Origin of the sequence: Mycobacterium sp., from assembly GCF_044370595.1 — a bacterium.
In the GTDB taxonomy this organism is placed as follows: domain Bacteria; phylum Actinomycetota; class Actinomycetes; order Mycobacteriales; family Mycobacteriaceae; genus Mycobacterium.
In genome coordinates this window covers 1-13,426 of the sequence record NZ_JBILVF010000088.1, presented here as the reverse complement: position 1 = coordinate 13,426, position 13,426 = coordinate 1, and the positions used below count along the sequence as shown (strand labels likewise).

Genomic DNA, 13,426 nt, shown 5'->3' with positions numbered 1-13,426 from the left:
CTTGATTCGTCCGCTGACGCTGCCGGGTTCCATGGTGGCGAAGTCGATCGGCTTGTCCAGTGTGACGGTGACGAATTTCGAGCCCGTTCCTGTGATCGGAGCGCTGGTCAACGCCGCGGCTTCGCCGTTGAGCTGACCTATCTCCACGCCGTTCTCGCAGGCTGTGATGCCACCGAAGGAGACGATGGTGTTCAGGCCGTTGTCCACCGCGCTCTGGATGTCGGTTTTGATCGTCACCCCCCGGGTGGAGCCGAAAGCGGCATTGTTTTTCGGGTCTTTGGAGCTGCCCCAGATGAAGTCACCGCCCTGTTCCTGCTGATTGACGAATGCCAGGGTCGCGGCTTCGATTCCGGTCTTGGTCATCGTTGCCACCAGGCTCGGGGTCCCGGTCTGGTTGGGCGCGACGCTGTCGTTCATGTACCAGGTCTGTTCACGCTGCAGCGTCGAGGTCATGTCGATATAGGGGGCGAACATCCGACCCGGCGGGCACGCCCCGGTGCAACCGCCGCCCCCGCCTCCGGTGCCGCTGGAACCGCGCGTGCCCGGGCGCGGGACGATCGCCAGCAAACGGCCGGTGCCGGCTGCGCCGCCGATGCCGCCTTGGCCCTCCACCCCGCCGGCCGCGGCGTCCCCGCCGTTGCCGCCGTTGCCGCCGTCTCCGCCGCGGCCGAAGATCCAGCTGCCGTCGCCGCCCGCGCCGCCGACGCCACCATCACCGCCGTCGAGCGTGCTCGTCGTCCGCAACAGCAGCGGTTGGCCGCCCTCCCACACCTTGAGCCCGTCCGGCACGAGCCCGTCATCGACCGTCGCGAGCCTGCTCACCCCGCCCGCAGCGCCGTTGCCTGCGGCTCCGCCTTTGCCGCCGTGACCCCACACCGACAGCAGACCGACGTCGCCCCCATCGCCGCCGTTGCCGCCGTTGCCGGCGACCGCTTGGGCACTGCCGCCGATGCCTCCGTTGCCGCCGCCGCCCATGAGCAAACCGCCGCGGCCGCCGGTGCCGCCATTCTGACCGGGCAGGCCGTTGCCGCCGGCGCCGCCCTTGCCGAACCAGCCTGCGGCCCCGCCGTTGCCGCCGTTGTAGCCGTTTCCGCCGTTTCCGAGGAGGCCCGCCTTACCGCCGTTGCAGATGGTCTGACCGACGCATGTTGTCGCGTCGTAGCTGAAGCCGTCACCGATGAGCATCCCGGCATCCGGGCGATCGGCTGTCCCGTTGCCGAAGAACATCCGGAAGAAGTCCGCGATCGGTTGGGCACCTTGGGTATTCGCCGACTCACCGGTGGTCACCGAGGATAACGTTGCTGCTGCGTTGGCGGGCTGGGACTCCCGGCGCGCGAACGCCGCCGCTGTCCAGGCCAGAGGAGCGGCTGCTGGGCTGACCGGGTTGCCATTGGCGCCAAGCCATGTCAGCGCATTGGATCCGCCGCCGGATACTGCGACGGCGTCTGCTCGCTGTGGGGCCGGGGTCATCACCGGTGCGGCAGCTGCAGGGCTGACCGAGAGGGTTCGGTCCGCTACCGGGCTCGACAGCGGTAAGGGCTGTTGGACAGTCTCGGCCGCTGGGCTGGCGGTAGGGGCCGGTGTCGGCCGCGACGCGGCCAGTTCCACGGTTTCGGGCAGGCTCACTGCCGCCACCGGCCGAGCCGCCGGCGCCGCCGGGTCCGGCGAGACCATGCTGGCCGACGCTGACGGTGACGCTGGCGGCGGGGCGGGCGACTCGGCCGGTGCCGGGTCGATGACCACAGACCGGCGCCCGCGCGGCGTCGGACCCTGAGCCGGTGCGCTGTTGAGGCTCCGGTCGGCCTTCACAGAGTCGCTGTCTTCAGTGCTGCCGAGGCCTGAGCGGGTCGCCAACCGGGACCGCGTGGGCGCCGGCGACACAGATGGACCTGCCGACCCCGCGGAGCGCCCATTCGGGCTGGAGTCCCCGGGACTGCCTGGCTCGGCGAGGGCCACAGCCGGAACCGACCCGATCGCGATCCCGACGCCCAGAGCGACCGCCAAGGCGCCGACGCGACCTACGTAGCGTGCCGAGACTGAATGCCAAATTGCCGCCATGGGCCAACCTCTGATCTTCCAATCCCCGATGCAGCCAGACGACCCACCGGAGACTGACAATACGAAAACACTCGACGGGCGCTCGTCGGTACCGGACCTTCGTCACTTTATTGGGGTCTTTGGTCCCGGAGCTGCAGCGCTACTGAGAAACACCGAACAGCTCGACCTTAAGTCCATCCTGACGGCGGCGAGTGCGATGTCCTATCAGTGGCCACGCCGTGGTCTGTATATTCGCGCTCGAGGAGCCGATGCCATGAGTCGTACCCTTCGGGCTAGGGTCTTGGCTGTCGGCATGCTGGTGGCGGTGACCGCATGTGGCGGGGCCCCGCGCACGCCCGCGGAGAAAGAGTTTCCCGCTGTACTCGCCGGGCACGCCATCCTGCCGGCGTCGACGTTGCTGGATGCCCCACCCGACGCCCCGGCAGCACTGCGAACCAGCGGAAAGGCCCTGCGGCGACCCGCCGTCGGCGATATCGCACCCCCGTTTGCCGGCCAACCCGCAGCGGGGCACTCCGCGATCCGGCGCACACCAGACGGCACTTTCTGGGTGTTGAGCGACAACGGCACCGGCCGCAAAGACAATGCCGCGGACTTCATGCTGCAACTCAATCAGTACCGGATCGACTTCGACGGCGGCGGCTTCAGTCTGGTTCAGACGGTGTTCCTGGCCGACCCGCAAAGCATCGCGCCCTTCCCCATCACCACCGACGGCACCGCTGAGCGGTATCTCACCGGAAGCGACTTCGACCCCGAGAGTCTGCAGGTGACCGGCGATGCGATCTGGATCGGCGAGGAGTTCGGGCCGTCCCTGCTCAAGTTCGATATGGCAGGGCGTCTGCTGGGGATCTTCGACACCCTGATCGACGGCAGGGCAGCCCGCTCGGAGGATCACTACGGCGGTGCGCAACCAGTACGAGTCCAGCGGTCCAAAGGGCTTGAAGCCCTGGCGGGTTCCCCGGATGGCACGATGCTCTACCCGATGCTCGAAGGTCGGCTCGCCGAGGAGTCCGACCAGCAGGCCGGGGACGTGCGCATCCTGGAGTTCGACGTCTCAGCCCAACGGTGGACCGGCCGGTACTGGAGATACACCTTGCACGATCCGGCGCATTCGATAGGCGACCTCGCGATGATCGACGCCACGACCGCTCTGGTGATCGAGCGGGACGACGGCTTCGGGACCGTCGACAAGGCCTGCCCGGTTTCCGGTCCAACCGGCGAATGCTTCTCTTCGCCAGCACGATTCAAGCGGGTGTACACGATTGAGTTGGACGACCGGAGGATGGGCGAGCCGGTGCGCAAGATCGGCTATGTCGACCTGATGTCCATCGCCGATCCCGACGGGCTGGCCCGGGCACCGCTCACCGACGGAGTGCTGACATTTCCTTTTGCGACCATCGAGAGCGTCGACGTGGTGGATGGCCGTCACATTGTTATCGGCAACGACAACAATTTTCCCAACTCAAGGAGCCGGGATCCGATGACCGTCGATGACAATGAACTGGTGCTGCTCGAGGTGGCTGAACTGCTGAGCGCCCGCTGAAAGCGCTACCGGCTCAGCCACGGACCTAGGCGGCGCAAGGCCTTGTCGATGTCAGCCGACGGTCCCGCGAAGGATAGTCGGACGAAGGCGTTCCCGCGCACGGTATCGAAGTCGACACCGGGAGCGATAGCCAATCCGGTGTCAGCCAGCAGTCTTTCGCAAAAGCCAAGCGAATCCGAGGTGAAGTCGGAGACATCGGCGTAGACGTAGAAAGCCCCGTCGGCCGGGGCCAGTCTGGTCACACCGAGTTGACGCAGTCCGGCGATCAGAGTGTCCCGGTTCGCCGCGTAATGATCCAGGTGCCCCTCGACCTCAGCGATCGCCTCGGGCGTGAACGCCGCCACCGCGGCGTGCTGGGGCAGCACCGGCGGGCAGATGGTGAAGTTCCCGGTCAGGCAATCCACTGCCCGCCGCAACTCGGCCGGCACCAGCAGCCAGCCCAGCCGCCACCCCGTCATCGCGAAGTACTTGGAAAAGCTGTTCACCACAACGGCGTTGCGCGAGGTTTCCCAGGCGCAGGACGTCCGGGGGGCTCCCGGATAGACCAGGCCGTGATAGACCTCGTCGCTGACCAGTCGGACCCCCTGGGCGTCGCACCATCGGGCGATGGCGGCCAGTTCGGAGGGCTCGATCACCGTACCGGTCGGGTTGGCCGGGCTGGCCACGATGACGCCCTGCACCGGCGGGTCAAGTTCGGCCAGCATCGCCGCCGTCGGCTGAAACCGGCTCTGCGCTCCGCACTCGATCTCCACGACCTCGCAGCCCAGTGCCGAGAGAATGTTGCGGTAGCAGGGGTAGCCGGGACTTGCGATGGCCACCCGGTCACCGACGTCGAAGCAGGCCAAAAAGGTGAGCAGGAAACCGCCGGAGGAACCGGTGGTCAGGACTACGTCATCGACGTGAACGTCAAGGCCGTACCGAGCCTCGTACGAGCCGGCGATCGCCTCGCGTAACTCCGGAATGCCCAGTGCCACGGTGTATCCCAGCGGAGAACTCCGAAGTGCCTGCTCTGCAGCAGCGAGCACCGCTGCCGGTGCCCCCGCGCTGGGCTGGCCTGCGGAAAGGTTCACCAGGTCACCGTGGGTCCGTTGGCGCTGAGCGGCAGCCAGCCATACGTCCATGACGTAGAACGGCGGTATTCCGGCCCGATGTGCCACGTGCGCGCTCACTCCGCCAAGGCTAGACGTTAGAGAACCGCTGGACGTTAGAGAACCTCCGCCTCGAGCAGGCGCAGTTGCTCGCGCGGGCCTCCCAATAGTTGCGCGCTGCCATGGGCGCGTTTGAAGTACAGCTGCATATCGTGCTCCCAGGTGATCGCGATTCCGCCATGCAGCTGAATCGATTCGGCGGCGACGATGCCGAAGGCCTCGCTTGCAGCTAGTCGGGCGCGTGCGGCCGACACCGCCGTGGGGTTCGACACCGCCTCGCCGACCACCGCCCGCGCCGCCTCGAGGGCCACATACAGGTCGGCCATCCGGTGTTTGAGCGCCTGAAAACTCCCGATCGGCCGGCCGAACTGGACGCGCTGCTTGGTGTACTCGACGGTCAGGTCCAGACAGCGGGAAGCCGCACCGATCTGTTCGGCGGCCAGCAGGATCGCGGCGGTACCGGCGATGCCGGGATCGACGCCGATCAGCGTCCGGGTACCCGCCGTCAGCCGGGCCAGGCGGCGGGTGGGGTCCATCGTTGCGGTCGGTTCGACGGTCACCTCGGTCCAGCGGGCGACGCGTCCGTCCTGCACCGCGAGAACGACGTCGGCCACCTCACCGTTGAGCACGTAGTCCGGGTCGAACACCACAGTGCCTACCGCGGCACCCGATGCCAGTTCCTCCAACGTCGCCGCGTCGGGTGAATCAGCGGCCAGCAGCGCCACTTCGGCCAGGGTGGTACCCAGCAGGGGGGTGGGCACCAGCGCACGGCCCAGTTCCTCCAGCACCACCGCAGCGTCGGCTAATTCGCCACCGGCACCGCCGAATTCCTCCGGCACCACCAGCGCCGCCGCGCCGACCTGTTCGCACAGTATCGACCAGAGGCTTTCGTCGTAGCCGCGCTCGGATTCCATCGCCCGCCGCACCGCCGCGGAGGTGGCGTGCTTGTCGACCAAGGCGGCGACGGTCTGCCGGAGGAGTTGACGTTCTTGGCTCATCAGGCCTCCATCCGGGTGCACAACGCGTCGAGCACTCGTCGACGATGGCTGGCCGGATCACCCCACGCCGACCGCAATGCCTGAACGCGCAGCAGTAGCTGGGATAGGTCGTGTTCGGCGGTGTAGCCGATCGCGCCGTGGGTTTGCAGGGAGGCGCGCGCCGACAGCAGTGCGGCATCGCCGGCGGCGGCCTTTGCGGCGCTGGCGTCGCGGGCGCAGTCCACTGAGCGTTCAGCCAGCGACAGAGCTGCTCCGAATACCAAGGGGCGCGCCAGTTCCAGGGCGATGTGGACGTCGGCGAGTTTGTGTTTGATCGCCTGGTAGCTGCCGATGGGCCGGCCGAACTGGGTGCGCTGTTTGGCGTACTCCACCGACATGTCCAGCATCGCCTGTCCGGCACCGAGCAGTTGCGCGGCGGCGGCCAGGGCGCCGAAGTTGTAGGCACGGTCGGTGTCGGCCGGCCTGCCACCGCCCGCCGTCGAGACCTCGAAAAGCCGACGACTGGGGTCAACCGACTGGTGGTGCAGTGACGGCGTCGCATCCGCGACCGTGCCGTCCCCGGCCAGCAGTGTCAGCCCGGCGAAGTCGGCATCAACAGCCAGTGGAACAGTCGGCGGCATCGCCACCGTAGCGATCAGGTCACCGGCGGCGAGTGCGGCGGAACGGTCATCGCCGGCCAGTAGAACCGTTGCGACAGAAAGGGATTCGACCACTGGGCCGGGTACGCACCAACGGCCCAGGCGTTCGACTGCGACGGTCAGGTCCACCGGATGGGCACCGATCCCGCCGTGCTCTTCCGAGACCGCCAGCGCCGTCACCCCCAGATCGGCCAGTCGCATCCAGATCCCCCGGGCCGCCCCGGTGTCGCCGTTGTTCCACGCCCGAACAGCACCCGGCACATCAGCGCCCGACAGGGCGGCGTCGATACTGGCGGCGAAGTCTTTCTGCTCGGTGTCGAGGGAGAATTTCATCAGGCCCTGACCCCTTCCCGGGGTAGGCCCAGAAGCCGCTCGGCGATGATGTTGCGCTGAACTTCATTGGTGCCGGCGTAAATCGGGCCGCCGAGGGCGAACAGCAGGCCATCGGTCCACGAACCGGCCAACTCACCGCCCGGCCCGCGTAGATCCAGCGCGGTCTGATGGATCGCAACGTCAAGGTCCGACCAGAAAACCTTCGTGACCGACGACTCCGCGCCGAGTTCACCGCCCTCCGTCAATCGGGTCACCGTGGCGAAGGTGTGCAGCCGGTAGGCCTGCGCCTTGATCCAGGCATCGGCCACCTGATCGGCCGTCGCCGGGTCGCCGCCGTGCTCGCGCCAGTCCCGGACCAACCGTTGAGCGGGTGCCATGAACCGTGCCGGGCTGCGCAACGACATGCCACGCTCGTTGCTCGCCGTGCTCATCGCGGCCCGCCACCCGTCGTGCACGCCGCCGATCACGTCGAAGTCCGGCGCGAACACGTTGTCTAAGAAGATCTCCCCGAAACCGGTCTCCCCGCCGAGTTGTTCGATCGGCCGGACAGTCACCCCGTCGGCCATGAGGTCGAACATCAGGTAGGTCAGGCCGCGGTGGCGCCCGGCGCCGGGGTCGGACCGGAACAGTCCGAACGCCCGCTCTCCGAACGGCGCCCGACTGCTCCAGATCTTCTGCCCGTTGAGGATCCAGCCGCCGTCAGCGCGGGTCGCGGTGGAGCGCAGCGACGCCAGGTCGCTGCCGGACTCCGGCTCCGACCAGGCTTGGGCCCAAATCTCCTCGCCGCTGGCCATTTTCGGCAGAATCCGATCCCGCTGCTCCTCGGTACCATGGGCGAACAGGGTCGGCGCCAGCATCGAGGTGCCGTTTGCGCTGGCCCGGCCGGGCGCACCAGCCCGAAAATACTCTTCCTCGAACACCACCCACTGCAGCAGGGTGGCGTCGCGTCCGCCGTAGCGCTGTGGCCAGGTGACCACCGACCAGCCGGCGTCGAACAGCACCCGATCCCAGCGGCGGTGTTGCTCGAAGCCCTCAGCGGTGTCATAGGACTTGGTCGGGAAGTCGTCTGTGTGGGCGGCCAGGAACGACCGCACCTCGTCGCGGAAATCGCAGGTGGCTTCGTCGTAGTCGAGGTTCATCGAGTCGGATCGCCCTCCTTCTCGCCCATTTCCCGGAGGACGGTCTTGAGGACCTTGCCGCCGGCGTTGCGCGGTAGTACGTCGACGAAAACCACCGATCGCGGTGCCTTGAAGTTGGCCACATGTCTTCTGCTGTAGTCGATGACCGTCTGCTCATCGATGTCCGAGTCCGGGCGGCGGACGACGAATGCGCGGCCCACCTCGCCGAGTCGCTGCTCGGCCACGCCGATCACCGCCACCTCGCTGACGCCGTCGAGTCGGGCGAGTACCTGCTCCACTTCGGCCGGGTAGACGTTGAAGCCACCGCAGATGTACATGTCCTTGAGCCGGTCGGTGATCCGCAGGTTGCCGGCCGCGTCGACGGTTCCGATATCCCCGGTGTGCAACCAGCCATCGGGGTCGATGGCGGCGGCGGTGGCGCCGGGGTCATCGAGATAGCCCAGCATGACGTTGGGGCCGCGCAGCAATACCTCACCTTCGGCGTCGGGGTTATCCGGTGGCGCGCCGATGCGCAATTCGAAGCCGGCGATCGGACGTCCGCAGGTGGTGGCCACCGTGACGGGGTCGTCATCGGCGCGGCACATGGTGCCGAATCCGGTTGCCTCGGTGAGTCCGTAGGCGGTCAGGACGATGTCGATGTCCAGTTCGCTCTGCATCCGCTCGATCAGCACGACCGGCACGGTTGCTGCACCGGTGACGGCGAAACGCAGCGAACTCAAGTCGTAGTGGGCGCGAGCCGGATGGTCCAGCAAGGTCTGATAGATCGTCGGTGGGCCGGGCAGTACGGTGATGCGCTGATCCTGCACGGTGCTCATCGCCTGTTCCGCGTCGAAGGTGAGTTGCGGGAGCAGCGTGGCACCGGTCTGCAGGCAGGCCAGGATCCCGGCTTTGTAGCCGAAGTTGTGGAAGAACGGATTGATACAGAGGTAGCGGTCGGCGCTGGTGACCTCGCCGCAGGCCGCCCAGGCGGCCGGAGCCGACAGGGACTGCCGATGGGCACACAACACGCCCTTGCTGCGGCCGGTGGTGCCGGAGGTGAACAGGATGTCGGAGACGTCGTCGGGTTGGACAGCGGCGGCGCGCGCGTCGACCTCGGACAGCGGGACCTGCGGACCTGCGAGGAACTCATCCCAGGTGCCGTCGTTGTGGTCCAGCGGAATTCGGACGATATGACGCAGATCGGGCATCGCCGCCCGGTCGAGGTCGGACACCCGGTCCGCACCGAGGAAGTGGCCCATCCCGATCAGCAGCGGCGCATGGGTGCGCCGAAGGATGTCGGTGGCTTCCTCGGCGGTGTAGCGGGTGTTCAACGGCACCAGTACGGCGCCGGCGTAGTGCGTGGCCAGGCAACCGACCACCCAGTGCCAGGTATTCGGCGCCCAGATCGCCACCCGGTCGCCGGGCTTCACCCCGAGGCCGGCGATGGCGGCGGCGGTGTGCCGGACTTCTTCATGCAGTTCGGCGAAGCTGAAACTGCGCTCGCCGGTGATGAGCGCTTCGTGGTCGGCGAAGTTGTAGGCCATTTGTTCCAGCACCGCGGGTGTGGTCAGAGGGTGCCCGCTCATCGCTGCTCCTACCTGGCACCAGGCCAACAAAGCAAGTGCTTGGTAGGTTAGCCTACAAGGGTGATCACGGTCGACGACTTCCGGGCTGAGGTCCGGCAGTGGCTCGCCGACAACCTGGTCGGCGAGTACGCGGCTCTCAAGGGGCTGGGTGGACCCGGCCGAGAGCATGAAGCCTTCTCCGAGCGGCTGGCCTGGAACCGTCACCTGGCCAAGGCCGGTCTGACGTGTTTGGGCTGGCCGGTTGAACACGGCGGGCGCGGACTGTCGGTGGCGCACCGGGTGGCCTTCTACGAGGAATACGCCCGGGCCGATGCCCCGGACAAGGTCAATCACCTCGGCGAGGAACTCGTCGGCCCGACACTCATCGCCTACGGAACAATTGAACAGCAGCGTCGTTTTCTGCCGGCGATCCGCGACGTCACCGAACTGTGGTGCCAGGGTTACTCCGAGCCTGGCGCGGGCAGTGACTTGGCGAATGTGTCGACAACCGCGGTCATCGACGGTGATGAATGGGTGATCAACGGCCAGAAGGTGTGGACCTCGCTGGCGCACTGGGCGCAATGGTGCTTCGTGCTGGCCCGCTCCGAGAAGGGCTCAAAACGGCACGCCGGACTGTCTTATCTTCTTGTGCCGCTGAGCCAGCCGGGGGTGGAGATTCGTCCGATCATCCAGCTCACCGGTGACTCGGAATTCAACGAGGTTTTCTTCACCAATGCGCGCACCGACGCCGATCTGGTCGTCGGTGAGCCCGGCGACGGCTGGCGGGTGGCGATGGGAACCTTGATGTTCGAACGCGGTGTCTCCACCCTCGGCCAGCAGATCCGTTATGCCCGTGAGCTTTCCGCTCTGGTGGAGGTCGCCAAGAATTGCGGTGCGATCGATGATCTGATGATTCGCGAGCGGCTCACCCGGGCGTGGGCCGGACTGCAGGCCATGCGGTCCTTCGCCCTGGCGACCATGGACGACGACGATGACGGTCAGGCCGCCGGAAAAGACTCAGTGTCCAAACTGCTGTGGGCCAACTGGCATCGGGATCTCGGCGAACTCGCCATGGAGATCAGGGGCAAGGTTGGACTTGTTTTGGAGGACAACGAGTTCGACGAATGGCAGCGGTTGTACCTGTTCTCCAGAGCGGACACCATTTACGGGGGCTCCAACGAGGTTCAGCGAAACATCATCGCCGAACGGGTACTCGGACTGCCACGCGAGGCGAGGGGCTGATGGCGTCGCTGTCCTCCCCGCCGCAGGAGACCGGGGGGCACGGACTGCTCGACGGCAAAGTCGTCGTCGTCACCGCCGCAGCGGGCACTGGAATCGGATCCGCGACCGCGCGCCGGGCGCTGCTCGAGGGTGCCGATGTGATGATTTCCGACCATCACGAGCGCCGACTCAACGAAACGCGGGACGCGCTCTCGGCGTTGGGGTCTGGCCGGGTGGAGAGTGTGGTCTGCGATGTGACGTCCACAACCCAGGTCGATGCGATGATCGCGTCCACCACTGCCCGGTTCGGCCGTCTGGACGTATTGGTCAACAACGCCGGACTCGGAGGCCAGACCCCGGTGATCGACATGACCGACGACGAGTGGGACCGTGTCCTCAACGTCACCCTCACCTCGGTGATGCGCGCTACCCGGGCTGCGCTGGCGTACTTCCGGGACGCCGGCCACGGCGGTGCCATCGTCAACAACGCCAGCGTGCTGGGCTGGCGGGCTCAGCACTCGCAGTCCCACTACGCCGCTGCCAAGGCTGGGGTGATGGCGCTGACCCGTTGCAGCGCAATCGAAGCCGTCGAGTACGGAGTGCGGATCAACGCGGTCTCGCCCAGTATTGCCAGGCACCGTTTCCTGGAGAAGACCAGTTCCACGGAACTCCTCGACCGACTCTCCGGGCAGGAGGCGTTCGGCCGGGCCGCGGAACCCTGGGAGGTGGCCGCCACTGTCGCGTTCCTGGCCAGCGACTACGCGAGTTACTTGACCGGAGAGGTCATCTCGGTGTCGAGCCAGCATCCATGAGCACCCCGGCCACCCGCCGCGAGGAGTTGCTCGAACTCGCCGCAACCATGTTCGCCGAACGTGGGCTGCGCGCGACCACCGTCAGAGATATCGCCGACGCGGCCGGCATCCTCTCGGGCAGTCTCTATCACCACTTCTCCTCCAAGGAGGAGATGGTCGATGAGGTACTGCGCGGTTTTCTGGACTGGCTGTTCGACCGCTACCAGCAGATCATCGACACCGAGCCCAACCCGCTGGCCCGGTTCAAAGGCCTTTTCATGGCGTCCTTCGACGCCATCGAGAACCATCACGCCGAGGTGGTGATCTACCAGGACGAGGCCAAGCGATTGTCCGGCCAACCCCGCTTCGACTACGTCGGTGAACTCAACCGGCGGCAACGCAAGATGTGGGTCGAGGTCCTCACCGAGGGTATCGCCCAGGGCTACTTCCACCCCGACATCGACGTCGATCTGGTGTACCGGCTGATCCGCGACACCACGTGGGTGTCGGTGCGCTGGTATCAACCCGGCGGGCCGTTGACGGCCGCACAGGTCGGCCAGCAGTACCTGTCGATCGTTCTCGGCGGCATCACCGCCCACCCCAAGGAGGCGTCATGACCCAGGCCTACGTCATCGACGCGGTCCGCACCGCGGTCGGAAAGCGCGGTGGTTCGCTGGCCGGCGTCCACCCGATCGACCTCGGTGTGTACGCCTTCCAGGGGATCTTCGACCGCAACGACGTCGACCCCGCCGCCGTCGACGATGCGATCGTGGGCTGCGTGGACGCCGTGGGCGGTCAGGCGGGCAATATCGGTCGGCTCAGCTGGCTGGCCGCCGGCTATCCCGAAGAGGTCCCCGGGGTTACCGTCGACCGTCAATGCGGGTCCAGTCAGCAGGCGATTTCCTTTGGAGCACAGGCGATCATGGCCGGCACCGCAGACCTGATCCTGGCCGGCGGCATGCAGAACATGAGCCAGATCCCGATCTCCTCGGCGATGATCGTCGGCAGAGAGTTCGGCTTCACCACCCCCACCGCCGAGTCGAAGGGTTGGCTGGCGCGCTACGGAGATCAGGAGATCTCCCAGTTCCGCGGAGCGGAGATGATCGCCGAGAAGTGGGACATCTCCCGCGAAGACATGGAGCGCTGGGCGCTGTCCAGCCACCAGCGGGCCTTCGCGGCGATCAGCGGCGGCCACTTCGACAACGAAATCATCCCGGTGGACGGCTTCGCGATCGACGAAACCCCCAGGCAGACGACATTGGAGAAGATGGCCGCTCTGCAGACGCTCACTGAGGGGGGCCGCATGACCGCCGCAGTGGCCAGCCAGATCTCCGACGGGGCCAGCGCTGTCCTGTTGGCTTCCGAACAGGCGGTGAAGGATCACAACCTGACCCCGCGAGCGCGGATTCACCACATCAGTTGCCGCGGTGCCGACCCGGTGTTCATGCTGACCGGGCCGATCCCGGCCACCCGCTACGCCTTGGACAAGACCGGACTGTCCATCGACGAGATCGACACCGTCGAGATCAACGAAGCCTTCGCCCCGGTGGTGCAGGCCTGGATCAAGGAGACCGGTGCCGACCCGGCCAGGGTCAATCCCAACGGCGGCGCCATCGCGCTCGGTCACCCACTGGGGGCCACCGGTGCCAAATTGTTCGCCACCATGCTCAACGAACTGGAACGCATCGGCGGTCGCTATGGCCTGCAGACGATGTGCGAGGGCGGTGGCACCGCCAACGTGACGATCATCGAACGGCTGTAGATCGACACGAAGGGGAACTGTTGTTCCCCAGGGAGATTCGGCCCAGGGAACTCAGGCCGCCGCGACCAGCGCCACGCCCCCTAGTGCCACGATCCAACTCGCGAAGCTACCGATGAGGAAGTACTCGGTGATGTCGTCGATGCCGATCCCACCTTCATCGCGAACTTTTCGGGCATTGATCTCCGGGAAGCGGATGATGCCCTTGGCGGCGACAACGGCTGTTGCCGCCGCGAGCTGGCCCGCAAGGCTGAGCC

10 protein-coding genes and 2 pseudogenes are annotated in these 13,426 nt (G+C 66.7%); 5 read left to right on the top strand and 7 right to left on the bottom strand.

Annotated elements, in window-relative coordinates:
- Positions 1-1,674 (bottom strand): annotated as a pseudogene (locus ADBZ5N_RS12240) (hypothetical protein); the annotation flags it as partial.
- Positions 1,675-2,338: 664 nt separating this feature from the next.
- Here ADBZ5N_RS12240 and ADBZ5N_RS12235 point away from each other — a divergent pair.
- Positions 2,339-3,598, top strand: coding sequence for an esterase-like activity of phytase family protein (locus ADBZ5N_RS12235; protein ID WP_526257751.1), 1,260 nt, complete (start codon positions 2,339-2,341; stop codon positions 3,596-3,598).
- 5 nt (positions 3,599-3,603) lie between these two features.
- Here ADBZ5N_RS12235 and ADBZ5N_RS12230 read toward each other — a convergent pair whose 3' ends face one another.
- From ADBZ5N_RS12230 to fadD3, 5 genes are all read right to left on the bottom strand, one after another.
- On the bottom strand, positions 3,604-4,719 hold the full coding sequence (locus ADBZ5N_RS12230) for a pyridoxal phosphate-dependent aminotransferase (RefSeq protein ID WP_526257752.1): 1,116 nt from the start codon (positions 4,717-4,719) through the stop codon (positions 3,604-3,606).
- Positions 4,720-4,802: 83 nt separating this feature from the next.
- Positions 4,803-5,744 carry an acyl-CoA dehydrogenase IpdE2 gene (ipdE2, locus tag ADBZ5N_RS12225; RefSeq protein ID WP_526257750.1) on the bottom strand — a complete coding sequence of 314 codons (942 nt, stop codon included), beginning with the start codon at positions 5,742-5,744 and terminating at the stop codon, positions 4,803-4,805.
- Positions 5,744-6,715, bottom strand: a complete 972-nt coding sequence (locus tag ADBZ5N_RS12220) for an acyl-CoA dehydrogenase family protein (RefSeq protein ID WP_526257749.1) — start codon at positions 6,713-6,715, stop codon at positions 5,744-5,746. The genes ipdE2 and ADBZ5N_RS12220 overlap by 1 nt, the downstream gene beginning before the upstream one ends.
- Positions 6,715-7,854, bottom strand: coding sequence for an acyl-CoA dehydrogenase family protein (locus ADBZ5N_RS12215; protein ID WP_526257748.1), 1,140 nt, complete (start codon positions 7,852-7,854; stop codon positions 6,715-6,717). Before ADBZ5N_RS12215 ends, ADBZ5N_RS12220 begins: the two co-directional genes overlap by 1 nt.
- A complete protein-coding gene (gene fadD3 / locus ADBZ5N_RS12210) occupies positions 7,851-9,419 on the bottom strand; it encodes a 3-((3aS,4S,7aS)-7a-methyl-1,5-dioxo-octahydro-1H-inden-4-yl)propanoate--CoA ligase FadD3 (RefSeq protein WP_526257747.1) in 1,569 nt (522 codons plus the stop codon). Before fadD3 ends, ADBZ5N_RS12215 begins: the two co-directional genes overlap by 4 nt.
- Before the next feature lie 60 nt (positions 9,420-9,479).
- Between fadD3 and ipdE1 the strand changes: the two genes are divergently transcribed.
- The 4 genes from ipdE1 to fadA6 are packed head-to-tail and all read left to right on the top strand — an operon-like array spanning position 9,480 to position 13,172.
- Complete coding sequence (gene ipdE1 / locus ADBZ5N_RS12205; protein ID WP_526257746.1) at positions 9,480-10,640, top strand: acyl-CoA dehydrogenase IpdE1; 1,161 nt, start codon at positions 9,480-9,482, stop codon at positions 10,638-10,640.
- Positions 10,640-11,431 (top strand): (5R,7aS)-5-hydroxy-7a-methyl-1-oxo-2,3,5,6,7,7a-hexahydro-1H-indene-carboxyl-CoA reductase, encoded by a 792-nt coding sequence (ipdF, locus tag ADBZ5N_RS12200; protein ID WP_526257745.1) that lies wholly within the window; start codon positions 10,640-10,642, stop codon positions 11,429-11,431. Before ipdE1 ends, ipdF begins: the two co-directional genes overlap by 1 nt.
- The gene (gene kstR2 / locus ADBZ5N_RS12195) at positions 11,428-12,027 is read left to right on the top strand and encodes a TetR family transcriptional regulator KstR2 (protein ID WP_526257744.1); all 600 of its coding nucleotides are present in this window, start codon (positions 11,428-11,430) and stop codon (positions 12,025-12,027) included. The genes ipdF and kstR2 overlap by 4 nt, the downstream gene beginning before the upstream one ends.
- Positions 12,024-13,172 (top strand): steroid 3-ketoacyl-CoA thiolase FadA6, encoded by a 1,149-nt coding sequence (gene fadA6, locus ADBZ5N_RS12190; RefSeq protein WP_526257743.1) that lies wholly within the window; start codon positions 12,024-12,026, stop codon positions 13,170-13,172. The genes kstR2 and fadA6 overlap by 4 nt, the downstream gene beginning before the upstream one ends.
- A 51-nt stretch (positions 13,173-13,223) precedes the next feature.
- On the opposite strand, the pseudogene ADBZ5N_RS12185 reads toward fadA6, so the two are convergent.
- Positions 13,224-13,426: pseudogene (locus tag ADBZ5N_RS12185) on the bottom strand (hypothetical protein); the annotation flags it as partial.

Bases quoted from the DNA above. Each gene is read 5' to 3' on its own strand.
- ADBZ5N_RS12230 (WP_526257752.1), bottom strand. From the start codon at position 4,719: ATGGACGTATGGCTGGCTGCCGCTCAGCGCCAACGGACCCACGGTGAC.
- ipdE2 (WP_526257750.1), bottom strand. From the start codon at position 5,744: ATGAGCCAAGAACGTCAACTCCTCCGGCAGACCGTCGCCGCCTTGGTC.
- ADBZ5N_RS12220 (WP_526257749.1), bottom strand. From the start codon at position 6,715: ATGAAATTCTCCCTCGACACCGAGCAGAAAGACTTCGCCGCCAGTATC.
- ADBZ5N_RS12215 (WP_526257748.1), bottom strand. From the start codon at position 7,854: ATGAACCTCGACTACGACGAAGCCACCTGCGATTTCCGCGACGAGGTG.
- fadD3 (WP_526257747.1), bottom strand. From the start codon at position 9,419: ATGAGCGGGCACCCTCTGACCACACCCGCGGTGCTGGAACAAATGGCC.
- ipdF (WP_526257745.1), top strand. From the start codon at position 10,640: ATGGCGTCGCTGTCCTCCCCGCCGCAGGAGACCGGGGGGCACGGACTG.
- kstR2 (WP_526257744.1), top strand. From the start codon at position 11,428: ATGAGCACCCCGGCCACCCGCCGCGAGGAGTTGCTCGAACTCGCCGCA.
- fadA6 (WP_526257743.1), top strand. From the start codon at position 12,024: ATGACCCAGGCCTACGTCATCGACGCGGTCCGCACCGCGGTCGGAAAG.